Below are 21,017 nucleotides of genomic sequence, written 5' to 3' on the forward strand. Positions count from 1 at the left end.
CGGCACTGCATCGTCTGGGGGCACCGTCGCAAACTGCGGCCCCTGCGGCGGGTCGGCGGACCGGGGACCACCGGGTCCGCGCGCCGCTCAATGCCCCAGTTTAACGCACTCCGGCGGCCAAACCGGAATGAACCGTCTCACACAACCGCGAGACAGGCCCGTGCGGGACGCCTCTTCACCCAGCCACACCGCGCTTGAACAGCCCTGCCGGGGGCGCTGGAGTCCGCGGCTGCCGGCCCCACTTCAGGAAGACAGTGAAATCCGACACATACCGCGCTTCGAAGCGATCACGATACGCTGGGTTCCAGCCGGCCACTGTCCATGCCCCGCGATAGGGGTACACTGCCGGCCGTGAGCGTCCAGGCATCCCGCCGAACGCACCGCGGCAGGACGCCGCGAGGCAACGACGAGGGTCGCGCCACCGGGCAAGGCCCAGTTCACCCACCTCCGGCCTGGCCGGGTGCAATCCAAGACGAGAAACCAAGATGAGCGACAAGGTTGTACACGTCGGCGATGCCGACTTTGATAGCGCCGTGCTGAATTCCAAGGAACCGGTGCTGGTCGATTTCTGGGCCGAGTGGTGTGGCCCGTGCAAGATGATCGCCCCCGCGCTGGACGAGCTGGCCGATGCCTACCAGGGCCGCGCCAAGATCGCCAAGGTCAACGTCGACAACAATCGTGCGCTGGCCGCCAAGTACCACGTGCGTTCGATCCCGTACCTGGTCGTGTTCAAGGACGGCGAGAAGGTCGGCGAGCAGATCGGCGCGGTGGGCAAGGCCCAGCTGGCCGGCCTGCTGGACAAGGCCCTGGCCTGATCCTGTAACGACTCCGGCAGCCGCCCGGTGCGGCTGCCGGCAGGCGCGGACCGCGCCTGCATGAATGCTGTTCCCGGCGACCCTTGCACGGCGCCGCGGGCCGATGATAGTGTCGGCACATCCGGCCGCGTTCGCGTGCCGCACCTTCTGGACGCAGTTTCTTCCAGACCCATCCCCAACGTTCGCCGCCCCAGCCGGGCGCTCGCACCTTCAAGCGAGGAATAACGCTCTTGTCCGATAACACTCCCGAAACCGGCAGCGCAGAAGCGCCCGCCGAAAAGCGCGTGCGCAAGGCCCGTGTGACCAAGGCTGCCGCACCGGCCGCCGCCGAAACCAGCGCGCCCCCCGCGCAGCCGACCCTGCCGCTGGCCGCCGCGCCCGAAGCACCGGCGCCGGCCGCAGCCGCTCCCGCGCCGAGCGCGCCCGCCGCCGAGGCCCCTGCCAGCAGTGGCGGCGGTGAAGGCGGTGAGGGTCGCGAATCCGGCCAGCCGCGGCAGCAGAACCCTCAGGGTGGCGGCCAGCATCCGCACAACCAGAATGGCCAGCAGGGCCAGGGCCAGGGCAACCGCCGTGACCGTTTCCGCAACCGCCGCGACCGCGACCGCAACAACCGCTTCCGCGATGACGGCATGCCCAACGAGGGCGGCGAGCAGCAGGCCTTCGTGCCGCGCGTGCAGCCGACGGTGCCGGAAGGCTTCCCGGTCTATTCGCTGAGCGATCTCAAGCGCATGCCGGCACAGAAGCTGCTGGAAATCGCCGAACAGCTGCAGATCTCCGAAGGCGTGGCGCGTGCCCGCAAGCAGGATGTGATCTTCGCCCTGCTGAAGGTGCTGACCCGCCACGGCGACGGCGTTGCCGCCGATGGCGTGCTGGAGATCCTGCCGGACGGCTTCGGCTTCCTGCGCGCGGCCGAAGCCAGCTACCTGGCCGGCCCGGACGACACCTACATTTCGCCCAGCCAGATCCGCCGTTTCAACCTGCGTACCGGCGACCACCTGTCCGGCCGCATCCGCTTCCCCAAGGACGGCGAGCGCTACTTCGCGCTGTCGATCGTGGACACCATCAACGGTGAGCCGCTGGAAGCGTCGAAGAACAAGGTGCTGTTCGAGAACCTGACCCCGCTGTTCCCGCGTCGCCGCTTCACCCTGGAGCGCGGCAACGGTTCGTCGGAAGACATCACCGGCCGCATCCTCGACCTGATGGCCCCGCAGGGCAAGGGCCAGCGCTCGCTGATCGTCTCCCAGCCGAAAGCGGGCAAGACGATGATGATGCAGCAGGTCGCCACCGCGATCACCACCAATCATCCGGACGTGCACCTGATCGTGCTGCTGATCGACGAGCGCCCGGAAGAAGTGACCGAAATGCAGCGCACCGTGCGCGGCGAGGTCATCAGCTCGACCTTCGACGAGCCGGCCGCACGCCACGTGCAGGTTGCCGAAATGGTGATCGAACGGGCCAAGCGCCTGGTCGAGCACAAGAAGGACGTGGTGATCCTGCTGGACTCGATCACCCGCCTGGCACGCGCCTACAACAACGTCGTGCCGAGCTCGGGCAAGGTGCTGACCGGTGGTGTGGACGCCAACGCCCTGCACCGCCCGAAGCGCTTCTTCGGTGCCGCGCGCAACGTTGAAGAAGGCGGCAGCCTGACCATCATCGCCACCGCACTGGTCGACACCGGCTCGAAGATGGACGAGGTGATCTACGAAGAGTTCAAGGGCACCGGCAACAGCGAAGTGCACCTGAGCCGCCGCATCGCCGAGAAGCGCGTGTTCCCGGCCATCGACATCAACCGCTCCGGCACCCGCCGCGAAGACCTGCTGATCGAGCCGGAACTGCTGCAGAAGATCTGGATCCTGCGCAAGCTGCTGCATCCGATGGATGAAATGGCCGCGATGGAATTCCTGCTCGACAAGATGAAGAACACCAAGTCCAACGACGAGTTCTTCGGTTCCATGAAGCGATAAGAAGAAAGCCCCGCACTGCGGGGCTTTTTTTGCTCGGGAACGGCGCATTCGCCGGGCATGGCCCGGCGCTGCCTTCGGTTACGGGCAGGCCACCGCGCCCTCGGCGGTGGCCGTGTTGGCCGTCAACCTGACCTGGGTGAATGCCGCGGCGAACGGCGCGTCGGCGCTGACCACGAACGGGGCTTCCACCGCGCCCAGGTCCACGCCGCGCTTTGCAAAGCAGGCCAATGGCACGGTCACCGTCTGCTTCTGCCCGGGCGCCAGCGCGACCAGCTGCGGGGCGATGTCCACCCCGCCCTCACAGCCGCTGCCACACTCCATGGTCACCTTCACCGGCGATGCCGGGCGCTTCACCAGCTGCACGTCGAACTGCAGCGCGCCGTTGCTGCGCGCCAGTGCGCCGAGATTGCGGCGCGAGGTGCTGCGTGCGATCAGCTGCGCCGGGGCCCGCCAGGTCACCTCCTTGGCGTCCTGCTGGGTGTTCACCTGCACGGTGCGCACCTGCACCACCGGCTTGGCGGTGGGCCAGCGCAGCGTAGCGTTCAGATCATTGCCAAGCGGTTGGGTCGCTCCCGCGGCGGCAACGTGCAGGGCGAATGGCGGCGTGTCGGCGCGGTTGAAGATCGGCAGCACGGTGACTTCGCCGCAGCTGTCCGGGTCAGCTTCCTCGAGCCTGGCGACCTTGCCGCCCTTGGCGTAGCTGAGGCCATAGCCAAGCGCGAACAGCGCCGGCTTCTTCGCGTCGGGCTGGTCGATCGGTGCCGGGCACGGAACGCCCGGCCACGGGAAGCTGAGGCGTCCACGGAAGTCGTGTGCCGGCTTGCCGCCCTTGCCCGCCACCAGCACATCCGTCACGCCCTTGCCTTCGGTGCCCGGCAGCCAGGCGGCGACGAAGGCGCTGGACAGATTGAGCAGGTCGTTGACATACATCGGGCGACCGGACAGGTAGACGGTCACCACCGGCTTGCCGGTTGCAGCTGCGGCCTTCAGCGCGGCCAGGTCCTGCGGGTAGGCCCGGCTGTGGCTGACGGTATCCGAAGCGAGAATATCGCCGTTGGTTTCCGCATAGGGCGTCTCACCGATCACCGCCAGCACCACATCGAAAGCCTTCGGATCGACGCCTTGGCCATCGGCGCTGAAGCTGACCTTGTCCGCACCCAGTTCGGCGCGCAGCGCGCCCAGCACGGAATCGGCGTTGGGAAAATCGGAATTCCTGTTCTCGGTGCCCTGCCAGGTCAGCGACCAGCCACCGGACTGGTCGCCGATGCTGTCGGCGCTCTTGCCGACCACCAGCACCCGCGCATCGCGGCGCAGCGGGAGTGCCTCGCCTTCATTCTTCAGCAGCACCAGCGATTCGCGCACGGCACGCCGGGCCAGGTCACGGTGCTGCACGGCACTGGCATCGCCGGCGTAGCGGCTGTCGGACGGCTTGTGGTCGAACAGGCCCGCGCGCAGCTTCACCCGCAGGATGCGGGTGACCGCATCGTCGATGCGCGCCAGCGGAATCTCACCGCTCTTGACCTGCGCGGTGGTGTTGGCGATGAACGCTTTCCAGTCGTCGGGCACCATCACCATGTCGATGCCGGCATTGATGGCCTGCGCACAGCTGTCGTTGCGGCAGCCCGGCACCTGCGCGATGCCGTTCCAGTCGGAGACGACGAAGCCATCAAAACCCATCTTGTCCTTCAACGCATCGGTCAGCAGCGCCTTGCTGCCGTGCATCTTGCCGTAGTCCACGCCTGCGGCGCGGTCGTTCCAGCTGTTAAACGAGGCCATCACCGTCTGCGCACCCTCGGCAAGCGCACCATAGTAGCCCTGCGCGTGGACGTTGATCATGGTGTTCTTGTCGACCAGCGCCTCACCCTGGTCGCGGCCGTTGTCGGTGGCACCATCGCCCAGGTAGTGCTTGGCGGTGGTGACCACGTTACCGTCGTCCTTGAAGGTGCCCTGTGCTCCCTTCACGTAGGCGTGGGCGTAGCTGCGGATCACCGCCGGGTCGGACGAATAGCTCTCATAGGTGCGGCCCCAGCGAGGGTCATGGGCCACGGCCAGGGTGGGTGCGAACACCCAGCCGATGCCGGTGGCGCGCACCGAGCGCGCGGTCGCCTCGCCGATGCGTTCGATCAGTTCGGCATCGCCGGCCGCGCCCAGGCCGATGTTGTGCGGGAACAGGGTCGCACCCAGCACGTTGTTGTGGCCGTGCACCGCATCGGTGCCCCAGATGACCGGCACCGGCGTCTTCGCATCGGTTGCCAGCGATGCAGCGTGGTAGGCATCGGCCAGCTGCAGCCAGTCCTGCACGCTGGCGTGCTTGTCCATGCCCGGCCAGGAGCCACCGCCATTGAGGACCGAGCCGATGTAGTAGCGGCGCACCTCGTCCGGCGTGATGGTCTTGATCTCGGCCTGGGTCATCTGCCCGATCTTCTGCGCCAGCGTCATCTGCGCAAGGATCTCCTGCACGCGCCTTTCGATATCCGCATCAGCAGCGATCACGCTGTGGACGCGCGGCCAGTCCTGCAGGCGTTCGCCCGTGGACGGCGCGGCACCCGCCGATGCGGCCAGGGCGGCCAGCAGACAGCCGGCAAGAAGGGTCTGGGTGGGGCGCTTCACTGGGTACTACCTCCGTGGGTGACGTTCCTGGCGTGCGGGACTGCAGCGGCACGTCGGCATGGGCGATCGGACGCCCGTCCTGACAGCGCTGTCATATAAGCCTGCCTGCATCGTGTCAATGAGCGATCGCACATCCTGTGGCGGCAATCGCGTAACGGCGGGCTTTGCGGCCGACGCAGCACACGGCCCGCGGCGGTGGGTGTTGCGACGCGACAAGAATTCAGGACGTGCCAGTCCCCCTCGCGTCGTGGCACCATCCGCCTGCTCCGGCAACACCGACATCGCAGGTACGCACTACCATCGGCGCGTAGCCGCCTTCCAGGAGGATCCACCGCATCATGCGCAGTCGAATCGAGGATGTCGCCGCCGTTGCCGGGGTATCGATCAAGACGGTGTCCCGCGTGCTCAACCGCGAGCCCAACGTGCGCGAGCAGACCCGCGAACGGGTGCTGGCGGCCGTGGCGCGCCTGGGCTACAAGCCCAATCTCTCCGCGCGCAGCCTGGCCGGACAGCGCTCGTACGCGCTGGCACTGGTCTACAACAATCCTTCGCGCAACTACCTGATGGAAATCCAGAACGGCATGCTCGAGGCCTGCCACGCACAGCACTACAACCTGATCCTCGGCCCGGTGGGCACTGGCCGGCGTACCCTGCCCGACATGACCGCGCTGTTCGAGAACTCGCGTCCGGATGGCGTGGTGCTGATCCCGCCGCTGACCGACGACGAAGTAGTGCTGTCGTACCTGGAAGAGCATGACATTCCCTTCGCCTGCATCGCCCCGCGACACCCGGAAGGACGCATCGGCGTGCGCATGGATGAAACCACTGCGGTGGTCGAGCTGATCGGTCACCTGGTCGCGCAGGGCCACCGCCGCATTGCCCACATCAAGGGGCCGCGCGCGCATGGTGCCTGCCAGTGGCGCTACGCCGGTTACCGCCAGGCCCTGCGGCAGGCGGGTATCGCCTACGATCCGGCGCTGGTGGTCAACGGCCAGTTCTCGTTCGAGTCCGGCGTGGACGCAGCCAACCTGCTGCTCGACATGGATGAGCCTCCCACAGCGATCTTCGCCGCCAACGACGACATGGCCGCGGCCGTGTATCGCGTCGCGGGCGAACGCGGCCTTCGCGTGCCGCGCGACCTCTCGGTGTGCGGGTTCGACGACACGCCGATCGCAGGGCACATCTACCCTGCACTCACCACCGTGCGCCAACCGACCTCGCACATGGGGCGGCTGGCCACCGAACAGCTGATCGAGCACATCCGTGCCGAAGCCGCTGGCCGCATGATCACGGTCGAGCACGCGGTACTCGAACGCGAGTCGACCGCCGCACCACGGCGACGTTGAGCCAGCGGCGAACCTGCGGCTCACGCGGCAGGCAGCCGCGAACCCTTCCATGCATAGAAGGCAATGTAGAGATAACACAGCGCCGGCAGCAGGAACGACAGCTGCAGGCCATGATTGTCGGCAAGCCAGCCCATGGCCAGCGGAATGACCGCACCGCCGACGATGGCCATCACCAACAGGCTTGAAGCCTGTCCGGTGAGAGCTCCAAGGCGGGTGATCGCCAGCGCGAAGATGGTCGGAAACATGATGGAGTTGAACAGTCCGATGCTCACCACCGCCCACTTGGCCAGGCCACCAGTGGTGGAGACGGTGATGCCGAGCAGCAGCACCACCGCGAGCGCGAAAAGACCGAGCAGCCAGCGCGCATCCAACCGCGCCAGCAGCGCCGCGCCAAGCAGGCGCCCGACCAGCGCACCGCCCCAATAGAGCGAGACATAACCGGTGGCCTCCTGCTCGGTCATGCCCTGGCCGATGCCCGGCGAGGACAGGAAGTTGACCAGCACGCTGCCGATGGAAACTTCCGCGCCCACGTAGCAGAAGATGGCCAGCACACCCAGTCGCACATGGCGGTGGCGCAGGACGTCCCACGGCCGGCTTCGCGCGCCGGTGCGTTCCTCCACGCCGGGAATGGCGGGAAGACGGAACATCCAGATCGCTGCCGCCAGCAGGAACAGGACCACGGCCAGGCCGAAGTACGGCAGCTGCACCGATTGCGCTTCGGCTGCACGGTAGGCCAGTGCTTCGGCCTGCGGCAACAGCGCCAGCTGCTCCTCGCTGCGCGGCTGCGCCGACAGGATCAGCAGGCCACCGAACAACGGTGCCAGCGTGGTGCCCAGCGAGTTCATCGATTGCGCCAGGGTCAACCGGCTGGAGCTGGTGCGCTCCTCGCCCAGCAATGCCACGTAGGGGTTGGCCGCCACCTGCAGCACGGTGATGCCGGTGGCCAGCACGAACAACGCCGCCAGGAACAGCCCATAGACATGGGCGGCCGCAGCCGGCCAGAACAGCAGCGAGCCGACGCCTGCAATGGCCAGCCCGGCGACGATGCCGCGCTTGTATCCCACCGCAGCCACCAGCCGGCCCGCAGGCAGCGACATCAGGAAGTAGGCGCCGAAGAAGGTGAACTGGATGAGCATCGCCTGCACCCAGCTCAGCGCGAACGCCGCTTTCAGGTGCGGAATGAGGATGTCGTTGAGGCAGGTCAGGAAGCCCCACATGAAGAAGATGGCGGTGACCACCGCCAGTGCGCGGGTGGTGCCCTGCACGTGATGTCCTCGAACGGTCGTTACTGTGTCCATTGCTTGTCCTTCCAGTCAGTGATCGAAGCCATCCTGCGGTCATGCGTGACATTTGCAGCCATTGTGATTGTCCAGCGCTGTCAGTCCGACGAATGCCCTGACACGTGCGGGCTGAAAGCTGATCCGCGCAGTTTTGTTCTGCACCGCACAACACTTTCCTGCCCCCGTGTTGGCAGCGCTGTCATCCCTGAAAAACCGCTGCAGATGCCGTCGCACAAGGCGTTGTTTCCGAAGCGACGAGGTTCTGGCAACGATTTCACAGCGCGCCTTGCGACCGCCGACGCGGCGCACTTCATGGCAGTTTGTTGACAACGCTGTCAAGCGTCGCTCCAATCCGGGCCACATGCAGTAGTCCGTGATTGAACGAAGCAGGATCGCCATTACCGAATTCCCTGGGGAGGGAGCTTCCATGAAGACGTACAAGGCAGTACCTCGCAAGACGATGCTCACTTCCGCGCTGCTGGCTGCGCTGGCCGCCCCGGCATGGGCACAGGACGCACCCGGCACCAACGAACCAGTCGATCCGACCACGCTCGATGCGGTGCAGGTCACCGGTATCCGCGGCAGCCTGACCTCATCGATGAACCTCAAGCGCGACAGCCAGGGCGTGGTTGACGGCATCGTCGCCGAGGACATCGGCAAGTTCCCGGACACCAACCTGGCCGAATCATTGCAGCGCATCAGCGGCGTTTCCATCGACCGCACCTCCAGCGGCGAAGGGTCCAAGGTGACCGTGCGCGGCATTGGTCCGGACTACAACCTGGTGCTGCTGAACGGGCGGCAGATGCCGGCGTCGAATCTGGGCAACGGCGGCGGCGGCCTGTCCGGCTCGCGCTCGTTCGACTTCGCCAACCTCGCTTCCGAGTCGATCTCTGCGGTGGAGGTATACAAGACCAGCCGCGCCGACAATCCTGCCGGTGGCATCGGTGCCACCATCAACATCAAGACGCTGCGGCCGCTGGAGTCCGAACCGGTGATCAGCCTTGGTCTGAAGGCGGTCAACGATTCGTCCAACGACAACCTGCCGCGGACCCTGCGCGGCTCCAACGTCACCGGCGAGCTCTCGGGCATCTTCAGCCAGCGCTACGCCGACGATCGCTTCGGCGTGACGTTCAGTGCCAGCCACCAGGAACGTGATTCCGGCTTCAACCAGGCCACCGTGGCCGAGGGCTGGGCCACGTTCAAGGGCAACGAGAGCGCGGACTGGCGGGCACTGCCGCTGCCGGGCCAGGGGTATTCCGACCGCATCACCAACCGCCCCGGCCCCGACGATGTCTACGCACGTCCGCAGAACACCGCCTACAACGTCAATGGCGTGCAGCGGCAGCGCACCAACGCGCAGGCGACGTTCCAGTGGAAGCCGGCCGACAATGTCACGACCACGCTGGACTACACCTATGTCGAGAACAAGGTGCAGCAGCAGCGCAGCGAGCTGTCGGTCTGGTTCAACTATGGTCCGGGCGACAGCATCTGGACCAACGGCCCGGTGTCCGCGCCGATCATCTACAGCGAGGACATGACCAATTCGGACGTGTCGATGGGCGGCGCCAAACTGGCCACCAAGACCGACATGCACTCGCTGGGCTTCAACGTCGACTGGGAAGTGAACGACGCGCTGGACCTGTCCTTCGATGTGCACAACGCCGAGTCGGAATCGCGGCCGGACAGTCCCTATGGCTCGGCGGGCGTGCTCGGCGTGGCCGCCTTCGTGCGTGGCACCACCACCGTCGACTACAGCGGCGACCTGCCGATCATCAACATCGCACTGCCGCCGGGCGGCGTGCAGGCCTCCGACGCACTTGTCACCGGCTCGGTGTTCCAGAACAGCTACAACAAGTCCAAGGTGCAGCAGTACCAGGGCCGCGGCACGTTCCGCTTCGCCGACTATTCGGCGCTGGACTTCGGCGTGGGCCACACCCAGGTGGAGAACCGCTCTGCGTCGGCCATCATGCAGCGCAACAGCTGGGGCGGTCTGGGCTCTCCGGCCGACTACGCCGATGACATCTGGTACGCCGACAACATGGGCAAGTACTTCAAGGCATTCTCCGGCCACAACGATCCGCGCCTGACCGGCCAGTTCCTGGTGTTCGACTTCGACCGCCTGATCGATCGCGCGGCCCAGGTCGGCACCGATTCCGATCCGGCCTGCCCGAGCTGCTACTACGCACCGACGGAGTACTCCGAGGACATCCGCACCACCGAGAAGTCGAAGAGTGCCTACCTGCAGTACCGCACCACGTTGGATTGGTCGATGCCACTGCACGTGGCCGTCGGCGCGCGCTACGAGCAGACCGAGGTGGAGTCGAATGCGCTGGTGCGCGTACCGACCGGCATCAGCTGGAGTTCGGCCAACGAGTTCAACATCGACTACGCCGCCGATCGCGGCTTCGTCGGTGGCAAGGGCAAGTACGACTACGTGCTGCCGAACGTTGATCTGAAACTGGACCTGGCCGAGACGCTGGCGCTGCGCGGCAGCTACAGCCGCACCCTGGGCCGGCCGAGCTGGACGCAGATCCAGAGCGGTCAGTCGCTGGCCGACATCGTGCGCACCCAGGGCGGCACCGGCACCCGCGGCAATCCGGGTCTGGAGCCGCTGATCTCGGACAACTTCGATCTGTCGCTGGAGTGGTACTACGGCGAGGCCAGCTATGCCTCCGTGGGCTTCTTCCGCAAGAACATCAAGAACTTCATCAGCGACACCATCGTGCGCGAGAACGCCGGCACCCTGCATACGCCGGTCGGTGGCGCGTACTGGAACGAGGCACTCGCATCGGGCTGCGGCACCACCGACATGCCCTGCATCCGCGACTACATCTTCACCAACCATGCCGGGGATCCCGGCGTGACCTATACCGGGCGCAATTCGGCCGGGCAGATGACCGGCACCATCGTCGGCCAGCCCAACGACCCGGTGGCCGGTTTCGACATCACGGTACCGGCCAACCAGCACTCGGATCACCTCGACGGCTGGGAAGTGGCGGTGCAGCACCTGTTCGGCCAGTCCGGCTTCGGCGTGGCCGCGAACTACACCAAGGTGAAGTCGGGGCTGACGTTCAACAACCTCAGCCTGGGCGACCAGTACCCGATGATCGGCCTGAGCGATTCGGCCAACGTGGTCGCGTTCTACGACAAGAACGCCTGGCAGATCCGCGCGGCCTACAACTGGCGCGACAAGTTCCTCAACGGCATCGGTGGCCAGGGCCCGAACCCGAACTACACTGCCGCGTACGGTCAGCTCGATCTCAACATCAGCTACGCGGTCAGCGAACAGCTGACGCTGAGCCTGGAAGCAATCAACCTGACCGACGAGACCATGCGCACCTATTCGCGGCACACCAACATGCTGCGTTATGCCACCCAGACCGGTCCGCGCTACATGTTCGGCGTCCGCTACAAGTTCTGACCGGCGCCGGAGGGCTCGTGGAGCCGGGTTCATGCCCGGCCCACGCCGCACGGGTGCATGATGCGCGGACCCAAGGCCGCCGGGCACGGGCCCGGCTCTCCATCACGACCAGGATGTCCACGCATGCTGCCCCATCCCCGACCCATCGATGACGTGCGGGACCTGGACCCGGATGAGCTGCCGGCCCGGCTGCACACCTGGACCACGCCGAAGGTGATCCGCGGGCTGGTCGCGCACTGGCCCCTGGTCGCGGCCGCGCGCCGCTCGCCTGCGGAGGCGGTTGCGCACCTGGCCGCGTTCGACCACGGGCAGATGCCGGTGACCGCGACCACGGCAGCACCCGACGCCGGCGGCCGGCTGTTCTACAACGCGGACATGAGCGGCTTCAACTTCCGCCGCGAGCAGGTACCGTTGAAAGTGGTGCTGGCCACGCTGCTGAAGTACGCCACCGATCCGGCGCCGCCATCAATCTACGTGGCATCGACGACGCTGGACAGCTTCCTGCCCGGCTTCACCCGGGCCAATCCGCTGCAGCTGGGCGTGGACGAACCTCTCAGCAGCATCTGGATCGGCAACCGCTCGCGCATTGCCGCCCATCAGGACGTACCGGACAACCTGGCATGCGTGGCGGCCGGGCGCCGCCGGGTGACGCTGTTCCCACCGGACCAGATCGACAACCTGTACATCGGCCCGCTCGACTTCACTCCCGCAGGGCAGGCGATCAGCCTGGTCGATTTCCACGCACCTGACCTTGATCGCTTTCCGCGCTTCCCGCAGGCGCTGCAGCAGGCGCTGGTGGCCGAACTTGAACCGGGCGATGCGGTCTTCATCCCTTCACTGTGGTGGCACCACATGGAAGGTCTGGAAACATTCAATGTGCTGGTCAACACCTGGTGGCGGCCGGTGCCGGCCTGGATGGACTCGCCGATGAATGCCCTGATGCTGTCGATCCTGGCCCTGCGCGGATTGCCTGCGGCACAGCGCGCGCAGTGGCGCGCGATGTTCGACCACTATGTGTTCGCCGACAGCGAGGCAGCGACCGCACACATCCCGATGCAGGCGCAGGGTGTGCTGGGAACGCTCGACGCAGCGGCGGCCGCGCACGTGCGCCAGACCCTGCTGCGCCGCCTGCAGCGCTGAGGCCGCCGGTCGCGCCGGGCTTCACCCGCGCCGACGCCGTTTCTGGCGATAATGCTGCCTGCATTCCGCCTGCGCCTGCCCGCATTGCGGTCCCCCCCGCCCCATCCTGCTCCGCATGCGCCTGATTTCGCCCCGCCTCAACCTGGGCAAGCTGATCCTGGCCCTCGCCCTGCTCAGCGCCATCATCGCCCTGGCCAATACACTGCTGGCCAGCTACCGCGTGCAACGCGACCAGCTGGTCGGCAACACGCTGGAGGCCAACCGCGTTTATGCCAGCAAGCTGGCCGAGACGACCCAGAACTTCCTGCTGTCCGCCCAGCAGCAGTTGGCCTACAGCGCGACCCGGCTGGGCGAGGCGGACATGGATCCGCGCCAGGCGCAGGGCGAAGCCAGCCGCCTGCAGCTGCAGTCGAGCAGCTTCAACTCCTCGCTGGTCGTGGATGCCGATGGCCTGGTGATCGCCACCTCGCCCCAGACGCTGCAGCTCCAGGGCGAGATCCTGCACAGCGCGGGCAACAATGCGGCACTGGCCTCCCGTCAGCCGATGATCAGCGATCCCTACCAGTCGGCCACCGGCAAGCTGCTGGTCTCACTGTCGCATCCGATTTTCGACGGCCAGGGTCGGTACCGCGGCTATATCAGCGGCACACTGTACCTGCGCCAGCGCAGCGCGCTGCATACGCTGCTGGGTACGCATTACTATCGCGACGGCTCGTATCTGTATGTGGTCGACCGCCATGGCCGCCTGCTGTACCACGTCGAAGGCGAGCGGGTGGGCGACTATGTGGTCGGCAATCCGGCGGTGACGGCGGTGATCCACGGCGAGCGGGGAGCGCAGCAGGTACGCAACAACCGCGGTGTATCGATGCTGGCCGGCTATGCCCCGGTCGCTGTCACCGGCTGGGGCATCGTCGCCCAGCGGCCCACCGAAGCCACCCTGCAGCCACTGTCGCGGCTGATGTCGGCGGTGATCTGGAACGCGATCCCGCTGGGTGTGTTGTCACTGGTGATCACCTGGTGGTTCGCCCGGCGCATTTCGCTGCCGCTGTGGCAGCTGGCGCGCAACGTGCAGGCGGGCGAAGATACCGGCAACGCGATCAGCCATGTCAATGGCATCCGCGCCTGGTACTTCGAGGTTGCCCAGCTCAAGCATGCGGTGCTGCACAGTTTCAACGCACTGCAGGACCGGATCGGCACGCTCAACCGCGCCAGCCGCACCGATCCGATGACCGGTCTGTTGAATCGTCGCGGGCTGCAGCATGCACTGGATGCGCTGCAGGCGCAGGGCATTCCCTTCGCGATCCTGGCGCTGGACATCGATCGCTTCAAATCGATCAACGACGGCCATGGGCATGACGTCGGTGATGCCGTCATCGTCCATATCGCCGAGCAGATGCGCCGCCACTCGCGCGAGAGCGATCTGTTGTGCCGCGCTGGCGGCGAGGAGTTCCTGCTGCTGTTGCCGGGTATCGGTACCGAGCCTGCGCGCCAGGCCGCCGAGCGCCTGCGCCAGCACATCGCCGATCACCCCTTCGCACCGGTCGGCACGATCACGGTGTCGCTGGGCGTGGCCCATTTCCCCAGCTTCCATGCCGATGCCGAGCAGGCCCTGCGCCTGGCCGACAAGGCCCTGTACCTGGCCAAGGAACAGGGGCGCAACCGGGTAATCGTCTACCCCCACGCAGACTGAAGCGCAGGCGCGCGGGGCTACGCCAGCCGGTGGCTGGCGGCATAGGGCGGCGTGTCCGGATAGTCGCCACTGGCGAAGCGGGCCTGCAGGGCCTGCCACCAGCCGGGATCGAACAGGTGCCGATAGTGCTCACGCACGGCCGCCAGTTCGCCGGCCGGCAATCCCATGAAGGGGCCGAAGCGTTCGGGGAACACATCGCGCGGGCCAACGTGGAACCAGGGCTCGTCGGCCATCGCCTCTTCCGGCGAGCTCGGCTGCGGCCAGGCACGGAACACACAGTCGCTGACCAGGCACAGTTCGTCGTAATCGTAGAACACCGCGCGGCCGTGACGTGAAACACCGAAATTCTTCGGCAGCATGTCACCGGGGAAAATGTTGTTGCGCGCCATGTCGGTGATCGCCTGCGCGTAGTCGAGCACCGCAGCGCGCACCGGCTCTGCGCCCTGCTCGCGCAGGTACAGGTTCAACGGGCGGAAACGGCGCTGCACGTAGCACAGCGCCACTTCCACTTCGTCGCCATCGACGCGGATGCTCTGCGCGCACTGGCCCAGCAGTTCGTCAAGCAGCGCCGGCGCAAAGCGGTCGCGCGGGAAGCGCAGGTGCCGATAGGGTTGCGCGTCCAGCAGGCGGCCGACACGGTCCAGGTTGAACACCAGCGCGTACTTCTCTTCCACCTGCTGCCGTGACATCGCCTTCGGCCAGGCGAAACGATCGCGGATGAGTTTGAACACCAGCGGATAGCTGGGCAGGGTGAACACGGCCATGACCATGCCGGGGGTGCCTTCGGCGTGGACCAGGCGCTCGTGTGGATGTTCATTGAAATGGCGGAAGAAGGTGCGGTAGCGCTCGGTCTTGCCCTGCTTGGCACGGCCCAGCACGGTGTAGATTTCGTCGATCGGCTTGCCCGGCAGCAGGCTGCGCAGGAACACCACGGCGTCGCCGACGGTGGCCAGGTCGGCCTGGAAATAGCTGCGCGACACGCCGAACAGATGGGCGACATCGCGGCGACGGGTCAGCACTGCATCGGCACGCAGGCCCTGTTCATCGTTGACCAGCGCGATCACGCAGGGCGAGAAGCGATGCTCGCCGAAGACGCGCCCTACCAGATAGGCGCGACGCTCGCGGTAGAACACGGTATCCAGCAGTTCGATGCTGCGTACCGGCGTATCGCCCCAGTGCGCAAGATCATCCTGCAGCCGTATGGCGATGGCGGCGGCACAGCGCAGCTGGTGCGCATAGGGAACATCGAAGCGATAGTCAGCCAGCACCCGCTGCAGCGCCTCCACCGGGCGCGTCGGCGAGACCGCATAGGTGTGGCGGGCGACCGGATGGGTGATCGCATCGGACGGCTCGACATCGAAGGCGATGAACTCCACCGCCGGGTCGACGCCGCGAGTGGCGAACAACCGCCGCGACAGCGTGTTGTAGAACGTCTTGTACAGCTCGGCGTCGATCAGCCCCTGCAGCAGGGCGCTGTAGGCGCCGTGCACCTGCAACCACAGCGAGCGCTCGCCGATTGCCTCGCCGGCAAGCCGGCGCAGTGCATCCATCTGCTCGGCGATGCACAGGTCGTACAGGGCGATGCGCTCGACGGCGTCCTGGCGGGCACCGTTCCAGTCGCGCTGTTCGAAGCGCTGCCGTGCGCGGGCGGTGATCGCCGCGAAGCGGGCATGGTACTGCTCGAATCCATCGCGGATGGCGCCGGCGATGCGCGGCGCCAGCTCGGCAGCGATGTCAGGCGTGGACATGCAGGCCTCACCGGGGAAGATGGCTCAACCATACGCCGGCGTGGGGTGGAATGGGTAGAGCCGGGTCCTGCCCGGCTCCAACAGGCATCGGCTCAGATGGCCAGCTCGGCCTCCACTTCCTGCACCTTGCGCCGGGCCAATGCCAGATTGGATTTGCTACGGTCCAGCACGATGTAGAAGAACAGGCCCTTCTTCCTGGCCACCGGGCGCATGATGTGGTACGCCTTGCCCAGCGAGATCAGGATGTCCTCGATGCTGTCGTTGAGGTTGAGCGACGCTGCGGTTTTCATCTTCGCGCGGATCACTTCGGTGTTGCCGGCTGCCGCCACTTCCATGTCCATCCCCGCACCGGCTTCGCCCAGCAGCATGCCGCTTTCATAGTCGACCAGCGCCACGGCCTGCGCGCCATCGATACCCATCAGTGCATTCAACGATTCATTCAATCCAGACACGTTGCACCCCTTGTCGGTGTAGGTTCGAGCCCCTCGTTCCCCTGCGGCCGGGCTCACGGTCCGCCGAGTTCGGCCAGGATCGCCTGGCCACATTCCCTGCTCTGCCACAGCACCTGGCCGATCACGCTGCGCTGGTCGCAGGCTGCCATCAGCAGCAGCGGCGCACGCCCTTCACCGTGAATGGCCAGCATCAGCACCTTGCCGCCCGCGGCTTCCAGCATCAGCGTCTGCAGGTCTCCCAGGACCAGCTCGCGCCCTACCGCTGCCGCCAGCGCCAGCATTGCGCTGGTCATCGCGGCCAGGCGTTCACCACGCCCTTCGGCGCCGGCACTGACCAGTGCGAAGCCATCGACACTGGCCAGCACCACGGTGCGCACCCCTTCCACCCGGTGCTGCAGGTCCTGCAGCAACGGCTGCAGGCGTTCGCGCTGGCGTGCATCGGGCAGCAGTGCGGCCTGTCCGTCAGCCATGCGCGGTCACCAGCGCGTACGCTTCGATCTCGCTCATCAGCACATCCATCAGCAACAGCCCCTGTTCGCGGTCGCGCGCATCCAGCGGCAGCAGCGGCAGCGGTTGGCCGTCGATCTGCGCATGTGCTGCCCAGTGTTCCATCGCAGCCGCCGGTGCCTGGTCCAGATGGGTCACCGCCACCACCAGTGCCAGCGCCGGTCCGAACGGCCGCAGCACCTGCAGGTAGCCGTCCAGTTCGGCAGCCACGCCGGCACGTCGGCCATCCAGCAGCAGCACCGCGCCGCGCGCGCCCTGCAGCAGGATCGGCCACAGGAAATCAAAACGTTGCTGACCCGGCGTACCGTACAGGCGGAGACGCTCGCCATTGGGCAGATCGATGTCGGCGTAGTCGAGCGCCACAGTGGTCGATGCCTTGTCGGCGCCAAGCCGATCGCTGTTGGCGACGTCGGTGTCCACCACCGTGCCGGCGGCGATGCTGCGCACCAGCGTCGACTTGCCACTGCCCATGCCACCCAGCACGACCACCTTGTGCTCACGCATTGCGTTCGCTCCCGCGCAGGTGGCGCCACAGCCGGGCCAATAGCCCGCTGTCGTTGCCCGTGCTGCGCATGACCGTCACCGTCGCCGCAGGCGCCGGTTGCAGCTGCGCATAGCCACACAGATAAGCGGCGTGCACGAAATCGCGTACTGCAGCCTGCGGAAGGTCGAGCAGCACGGCACACTCGTCCACCGTACAGGCGCGCTTGAGCAGCAGCGAGCACAGGCGGAAGCCATCGTGATCGTGGCCCAGTACGCGGAAGTCAGGCCAGCGCAGCAGTTTCACCGAGGCGACGCGCAGGCGCTCGTCCAGGGCCTGCCAATGCGGGCTGCGCTGCGCCCACTGCCACAGCAACGGGCGCAATGGCTGCCGGGTGCGATCTGCCGCCTGGGCCTGCAGCTGCGCTGCTGTCAGCGCATCGAGCCAGAGCTGTTCGAACCCCCGCGCAAGGCGTTCGACCAATGCCACGACGGGCTCGTGCAGTGCGATGGCCTGGTCCTGCTCCAGGTCCAGCAGCAGCAGTGGCGCAGCGGCATCCCCCAGCAGCGCGTATCCCTGCCGCAGTGGCAAGCGCTCGCGCAGCAGGCGGGTGATCGCGTGTGCACCATCGGCCAGGCGGATCGGCGCGGGCACGTGTGGAATTACGGGTTCCGGTGGGCGCTGCATGCCACGCAGTGCGCGGCCGATCGCGCCGTCATCGAGCACACGCTGCTGGCCATCGCCGTCGCGCAGCTGGCCACCGGGATCTTCGATCCAGCACTGCAGGCGGGGCCGCTGCTGGCGCATGCGCAGGGCCGCGTTGCGCAATGCGGGCGTATCGCGGATGACCAGCAGATCACAGTCGTCCAGATCCTGGCTGCGGCGGATCTGGCCGTCAGGCAGGGCCGAAGCGATGCGCAGGCGCCTGAGCAGGGCCTGCTCTCCCTGGATATCGGTTCCCACTACCAGCACGCGTGCCATCCGTGTTCCCCGTGCGACCGCCTCCCCGGCGATCTCGCGTCGCCAAGGCTAGGTCATCGCCCGCGGCATCCGTCGTGATCGACCGCTCAGATTGACAGTGCCCGCGCCTACGCACGCATCGGTTCTGCGACGGCCATCGCGGGCAAGTTTCATGCCGTGTTGACGACATTCCGACAGCTGACGGAAGTCACGTTTTCATCGCTTGGGGTCAGATCCCTTTTGCATGGCAAAAGGGGATCTGACCCCGGAGCCAAAAAGAAACCCGCGCCGAAGCGCGGGTTCCGGGGGCACGACCGAACGGCGATGGATCGATCAACCGCGCAGCTGCTCCAGCGCGGCGTTGAAGGTCGCGCTCGGGCGCATCGCCTTGCTGGCCTTTTCCACGTCCGGGCGGTAGTAGCCGCCGATGTCCACGGCCTTGCCCTGCACTGCGATCAGCTCTTCGACGATCTTCCGCTCGTTGTCGGTCAGGGCCTTGGCCAGCGGGGCGAAGCGTGCCTTCAGTGCGGCATCCTCGTCCTGCGCGGCCAGGGCCTGCGCCCAGTACAGCGCGATGTAGAAGTGGCTGCCACGGTTGTCGATGCCACCGAGCTTGCGCGAAGGCGACTTGTCGTTGTCCAGGAACTGGCCGTTGGCTTCGTCCAGCGCCTTGGCCAGTACACGGGCTGCTGCATTGTCGTAGCGGTTGCCCAGATGCTCCAGCGACGCTGCCAGCGCCAGGAACTCACCCAGCGAATCCCAACGCAGGTAGTCCTCTTCAACGAACTGCTGTACATGCTTGGGGGCCGAGCCGCCGGCACCGGTCTCGAACAGGCCACCACCGGCCATCAAGGGCACGATCGACAGCATCTTGGCGCTGGTGCCCAGCTCCATGATCGGGAACAGGTCGGTCAGGTAGTCACGCAGCACGTTGCCGGTCACCGAGATGGTGTCTTCGCCCTTGCGGATGCGGGCCAGCGAGAACGCGGTGGCTTCCACCGGCGGCAGGATGCGGATGTCCAGGCCGGCGGTGTCGTGGTTCTTCAGGTACTGCTCGACCTTGGCAATGACCTGCGCGTCATGGGCGCGGGCAGCGTCCAGCCAGAACACGGCGGGGGTGCTGCTGAGGCGCGCGCGCTCGACCGCCAGCTTGACCCAGTCCTGGATCGGGGCGTCCTTGGTCTGGCACATGCGCCAGATGTCACCGGCCTCCACCGCGTGCTCGAACACCACGCTGCCCGCGTCATCGGTGACCTTGACCACGCCGTCGGCGGCGATCTGGAAGGTCTTGTCGTGCGAGCCGTACTCTTCGGCCTTCTGCGCCATCAGGCCGACGTTCGGCACCGAGCCCATGGTGGCCGGGTCGAAGGCGCCGTGCGCCTTGCAGTCGTCGATGACGGCCTGGTAGACGCCGGCATAGCAGCGGTCCGGGATGACCGCCTTGGTGTCCTGCAGCTTGCCTTCGGCATTCCACATCTTGCCGGAGTCGCGGATCATCGCCGGCATCGAGGCGTCGACGATCACGTCGCTCGGCACGTGCAGGTTGGTGATGCCCTTGTCCGAGTTGACCATCGCCAGGCCCGGGCGCTGCGCGTACTCGGCCTTCAGGTCGGCTTCGATGGCGGCGCGGGTGGCCTCCGGCAGCGACGGCAGGCGCGCGACCAGGTCTCCGATGCCGTTGTTGGCATCGAAACCGGCCTGCCGGATGGCGTCGGCGTGCTTGGCCAGCACGTCCTTGTAGAACTCTTCCACGACCACGCCGAACATGATCGGGTCGGAGACCTTCATCATGGTCGCCTTCAGGTGCAGCGAGAACAGCACGCCCTGGCTCTTGGCATCGGCGATCTGCGCGTCGATGAAGGCAGCCAGCGCCTTGCGGCTCATCACGGCGGCATCAACGATCTCACCGGCCTTGACCGCGGTCTTTTCCTTCAGCACGACGGTGCTGCCGTCATTGCCATGGAAGGTGATCTTCAGGGTGCCGGCGTTGGCGAGGGTTGCCGACTTTTCGCTGCCATAGAAGTCGCCCGCGTCCATGTGCGAGACGTGCGACTTCGAATCGGCGGACCAGGCGCCCATGCGATGCGGATGCTTGCGGGCATAGTTCTTCACCGACAGCGGCGCGCGACGGTCGGAGTTGCCTTCGCGCAGCACGGGATTCACCGCGCTGCCCTTGACCTTGTCGTAGCGCGCCTTGTAGTCGCGCTGCTGGTCGTCGGCCGGCGTTTCCGGGTAATCCGGCAACGGATAGCCCTGGTCCTGCAGCTCCTTGATGGCCGCCTTCAGCTGCGGCACCGAGGCGGAGATGTTGGGCAGCTTGATGATGTTGGCGTCCGGCGTGGTCGCCAGCTGGCCCAGCTCGGCCAGGTCGTCACTGACCTTCTGCTCCTCACCCAGCAGTTCCGGGAACTGCGAAAGAATGCGCCCGGACAGCGAGATGTCGCGGGTTTCCACCACGATGCCAGCGGTGGCGGTGTAGGCATCGACGATCGGCAGCAGCGACTGGGTGGCCAGGAACGGGGCTTCGTCGGTCAGCGTGTAGAGAATCTTGGACATGGGGGACTTGGACTCTGTAGCAGTGCTCAGGGAAAGCCCGGCGGCAG

General features: G+C 66.5%; 15 protein-coding genes. 7 read left to right on the forward strand and 8 right to left on the reverse strand.

Annotated features, from left to right (window positions below; genetic code table 11):
• Positions 1-485: 485 nt before the first annotated feature.
• A complete protein-coding gene (trxA, locus tag ACZK08_RS17760; RefSeq protein WP_025878607.1) occupies positions 486-815 on the forward strand; it encodes a thioredoxin in 330 nt (109 codons plus the stop codon).
• Between the two features lie 230 nt (positions 816-1,045).
• Positions 1,046-2,779 (forward strand): transcription termination factor Rho, encoded by a 1,734-nt coding sequence (gene rho / locus ACZK08_RS17765; protein ID WP_065174406.1) that lies wholly within the window; start codon positions 1,046-1,048, stop codon positions 2,777-2,779.
• A gap of 78 nt (positions 2,780-2,857) precedes the next feature.
• Here rho and ACZK08_RS17770 read toward each other — a convergent pair whose 3' ends face one another.
• Complete coding sequence (locus tag ACZK08_RS17770; protein WP_065181548.1) at positions 2,858-5,389, reverse strand: glycoside hydrolase family 3 protein; 2,532 nt, start codon at positions 5,387-5,389, stop codon at positions 2,858-2,860.
• Positions 5,390-5,727: 338 nt separating this feature from the next.
• Here ACZK08_RS17770 and ACZK08_RS17775 point away from each other — a divergent pair, with 338 nt between their 5' ends.
• Entirely contained in the window at positions 5,728-6,735 is a 1,008-nt protein-coding gene (locus ACZK08_RS17775; RefSeq protein WP_053515642.1) for a LacI family DNA-binding transcriptional regulator, read from the forward strand.
• Positions 6,736-6,755: 20 nt separating this feature from the next.
• Here the strand turns inward: ACZK08_RS17775 and ACZK08_RS17780 are convergent, their stop codons facing one another.
• Positions 6,756-8,033, reverse strand: coding sequence for a sugar MFS transporter (locus tag ACZK08_RS17780; protein ID WP_065181547.1), 1,278 nt, complete (start codon positions 8,031-8,033; stop codon positions 6,756-6,758).
• 18 nt (positions 8,034-8,051) lie between these two features.
• On the opposite strand from ACZK08_RS17780, the gene ACZK08_RS17785 reads away from it, so the two are divergent.
• The 4 genes from ACZK08_RS17785 (at position 8,052) to ACZK08_RS17800 (ending at position 14,266) form a co-directional block, all read left to right on the forward strand.
• A complete protein-coding gene (locus ACZK08_RS17785; RefSeq protein WP_155761008.1) occupies positions 8,052-8,342 on the forward strand; it encodes a hypothetical protein in 291 nt (96 codons plus the stop codon).
• A 100-nt stretch (positions 8,343-8,442) separates the two neighbouring features.
• On the forward strand, positions 8,443-11,436 hold the full coding sequence (locus ACZK08_RS17790; protein ID WP_065174397.1) for a TonB-dependent receptor: 2,994 nt from the start codon (positions 8,443-8,445) through the stop codon (positions 11,434-11,436).
• Positions 11,437-11,559: 123 nt separating this feature from the next.
• The gene (locus ACZK08_RS17795; RefSeq protein WP_065174396.1) at positions 11,560-12,576 is read left to right on the forward strand and encodes a cupin-like domain-containing protein; all 1,017 of its coding nucleotides are present in this window, start codon (positions 11,560-11,562) and stop codon (positions 12,574-12,576) included.
• Between the two features lie 115 nt (positions 12,577-12,691).
• Positions 12,692-14,266, forward strand: coding sequence for a sensor domain-containing diguanylate cyclase (locus ACZK08_RS17800; protein WP_053515759.1), 1,575 nt, complete (start codon positions 12,692-12,694; stop codon positions 14,264-14,266).
• 17 nt (positions 14,267-14,283) lie between these two features.
• On the opposite strand, the gene aceK is transcribed toward ACZK08_RS17800, so the two are convergent.
• The 6 genes from aceK to ACZK08_RS17830 form a co-directional block, all read right to left on the reverse strand.
• The gene (gene aceK, locus ACZK08_RS17805) at positions 14,284-16,014 is read right to left on the reverse strand and encodes a bifunctional isocitrate dehydrogenase kinase/phosphatase (protein ID WP_065181545.1); all 1,731 of its coding nucleotides are present in this window, start codon (positions 16,012-16,014) and stop codon (positions 14,284-14,286) included.
• A gap of 92 nt (positions 16,015-16,106) precedes the next feature.
• Complete coding sequence (locus ACZK08_RS17810; RefSeq protein WP_053515634.1) at positions 16,107-16,466, reverse strand: hypothetical protein; 360 nt, start codon at positions 16,464-16,466, stop codon at positions 16,107-16,109.
• Positions 16,467-16,519: 53 nt separating this feature from the next.
• Positions 16,520-16,936, reverse strand: a complete 417-nt coding sequence (locus ACZK08_RS17815; protein ID WP_065181544.1) for a roadblock/LC7 domain-containing protein — start codon at positions 16,934-16,936, stop codon at positions 16,520-16,522.
• A complete protein-coding gene (locus ACZK08_RS17820) occupies positions 16,929-17,477 on the reverse strand; it encodes a GTP-binding protein (protein ID WP_065174394.1) in 549 nt (182 codons plus the stop codon). The genes ACZK08_RS17815 and ACZK08_RS17820 overlap by 8 nt, the downstream gene beginning before the upstream one ends.
• Positions 17,470-18,435, reverse strand: coding sequence for a hypothetical protein (locus ACZK08_RS17825; RefSeq protein WP_065181543.1), 966 nt, complete (start codon positions 18,433-18,435; stop codon positions 17,470-17,472). Before ACZK08_RS17825 ends, ACZK08_RS17820 begins: the two co-directional genes overlap by 8 nt.
• Before the next feature lie 312 nt (positions 18,436-18,747).
• Positions 18,748-20,970, reverse strand: a complete 2,223-nt coding sequence (locus tag ACZK08_RS17830) for an NADP-dependent isocitrate dehydrogenase (protein ID WP_065181542.1) — start codon at positions 20,968-20,970, stop codon at positions 18,748-18,750.
• Positions 20,971-21,017 lie beyond the last annotated feature (47 nt).

It is taken from the genome of Stenotrophomonas sp. 112478_Sma, assembly GCF_056479905.1.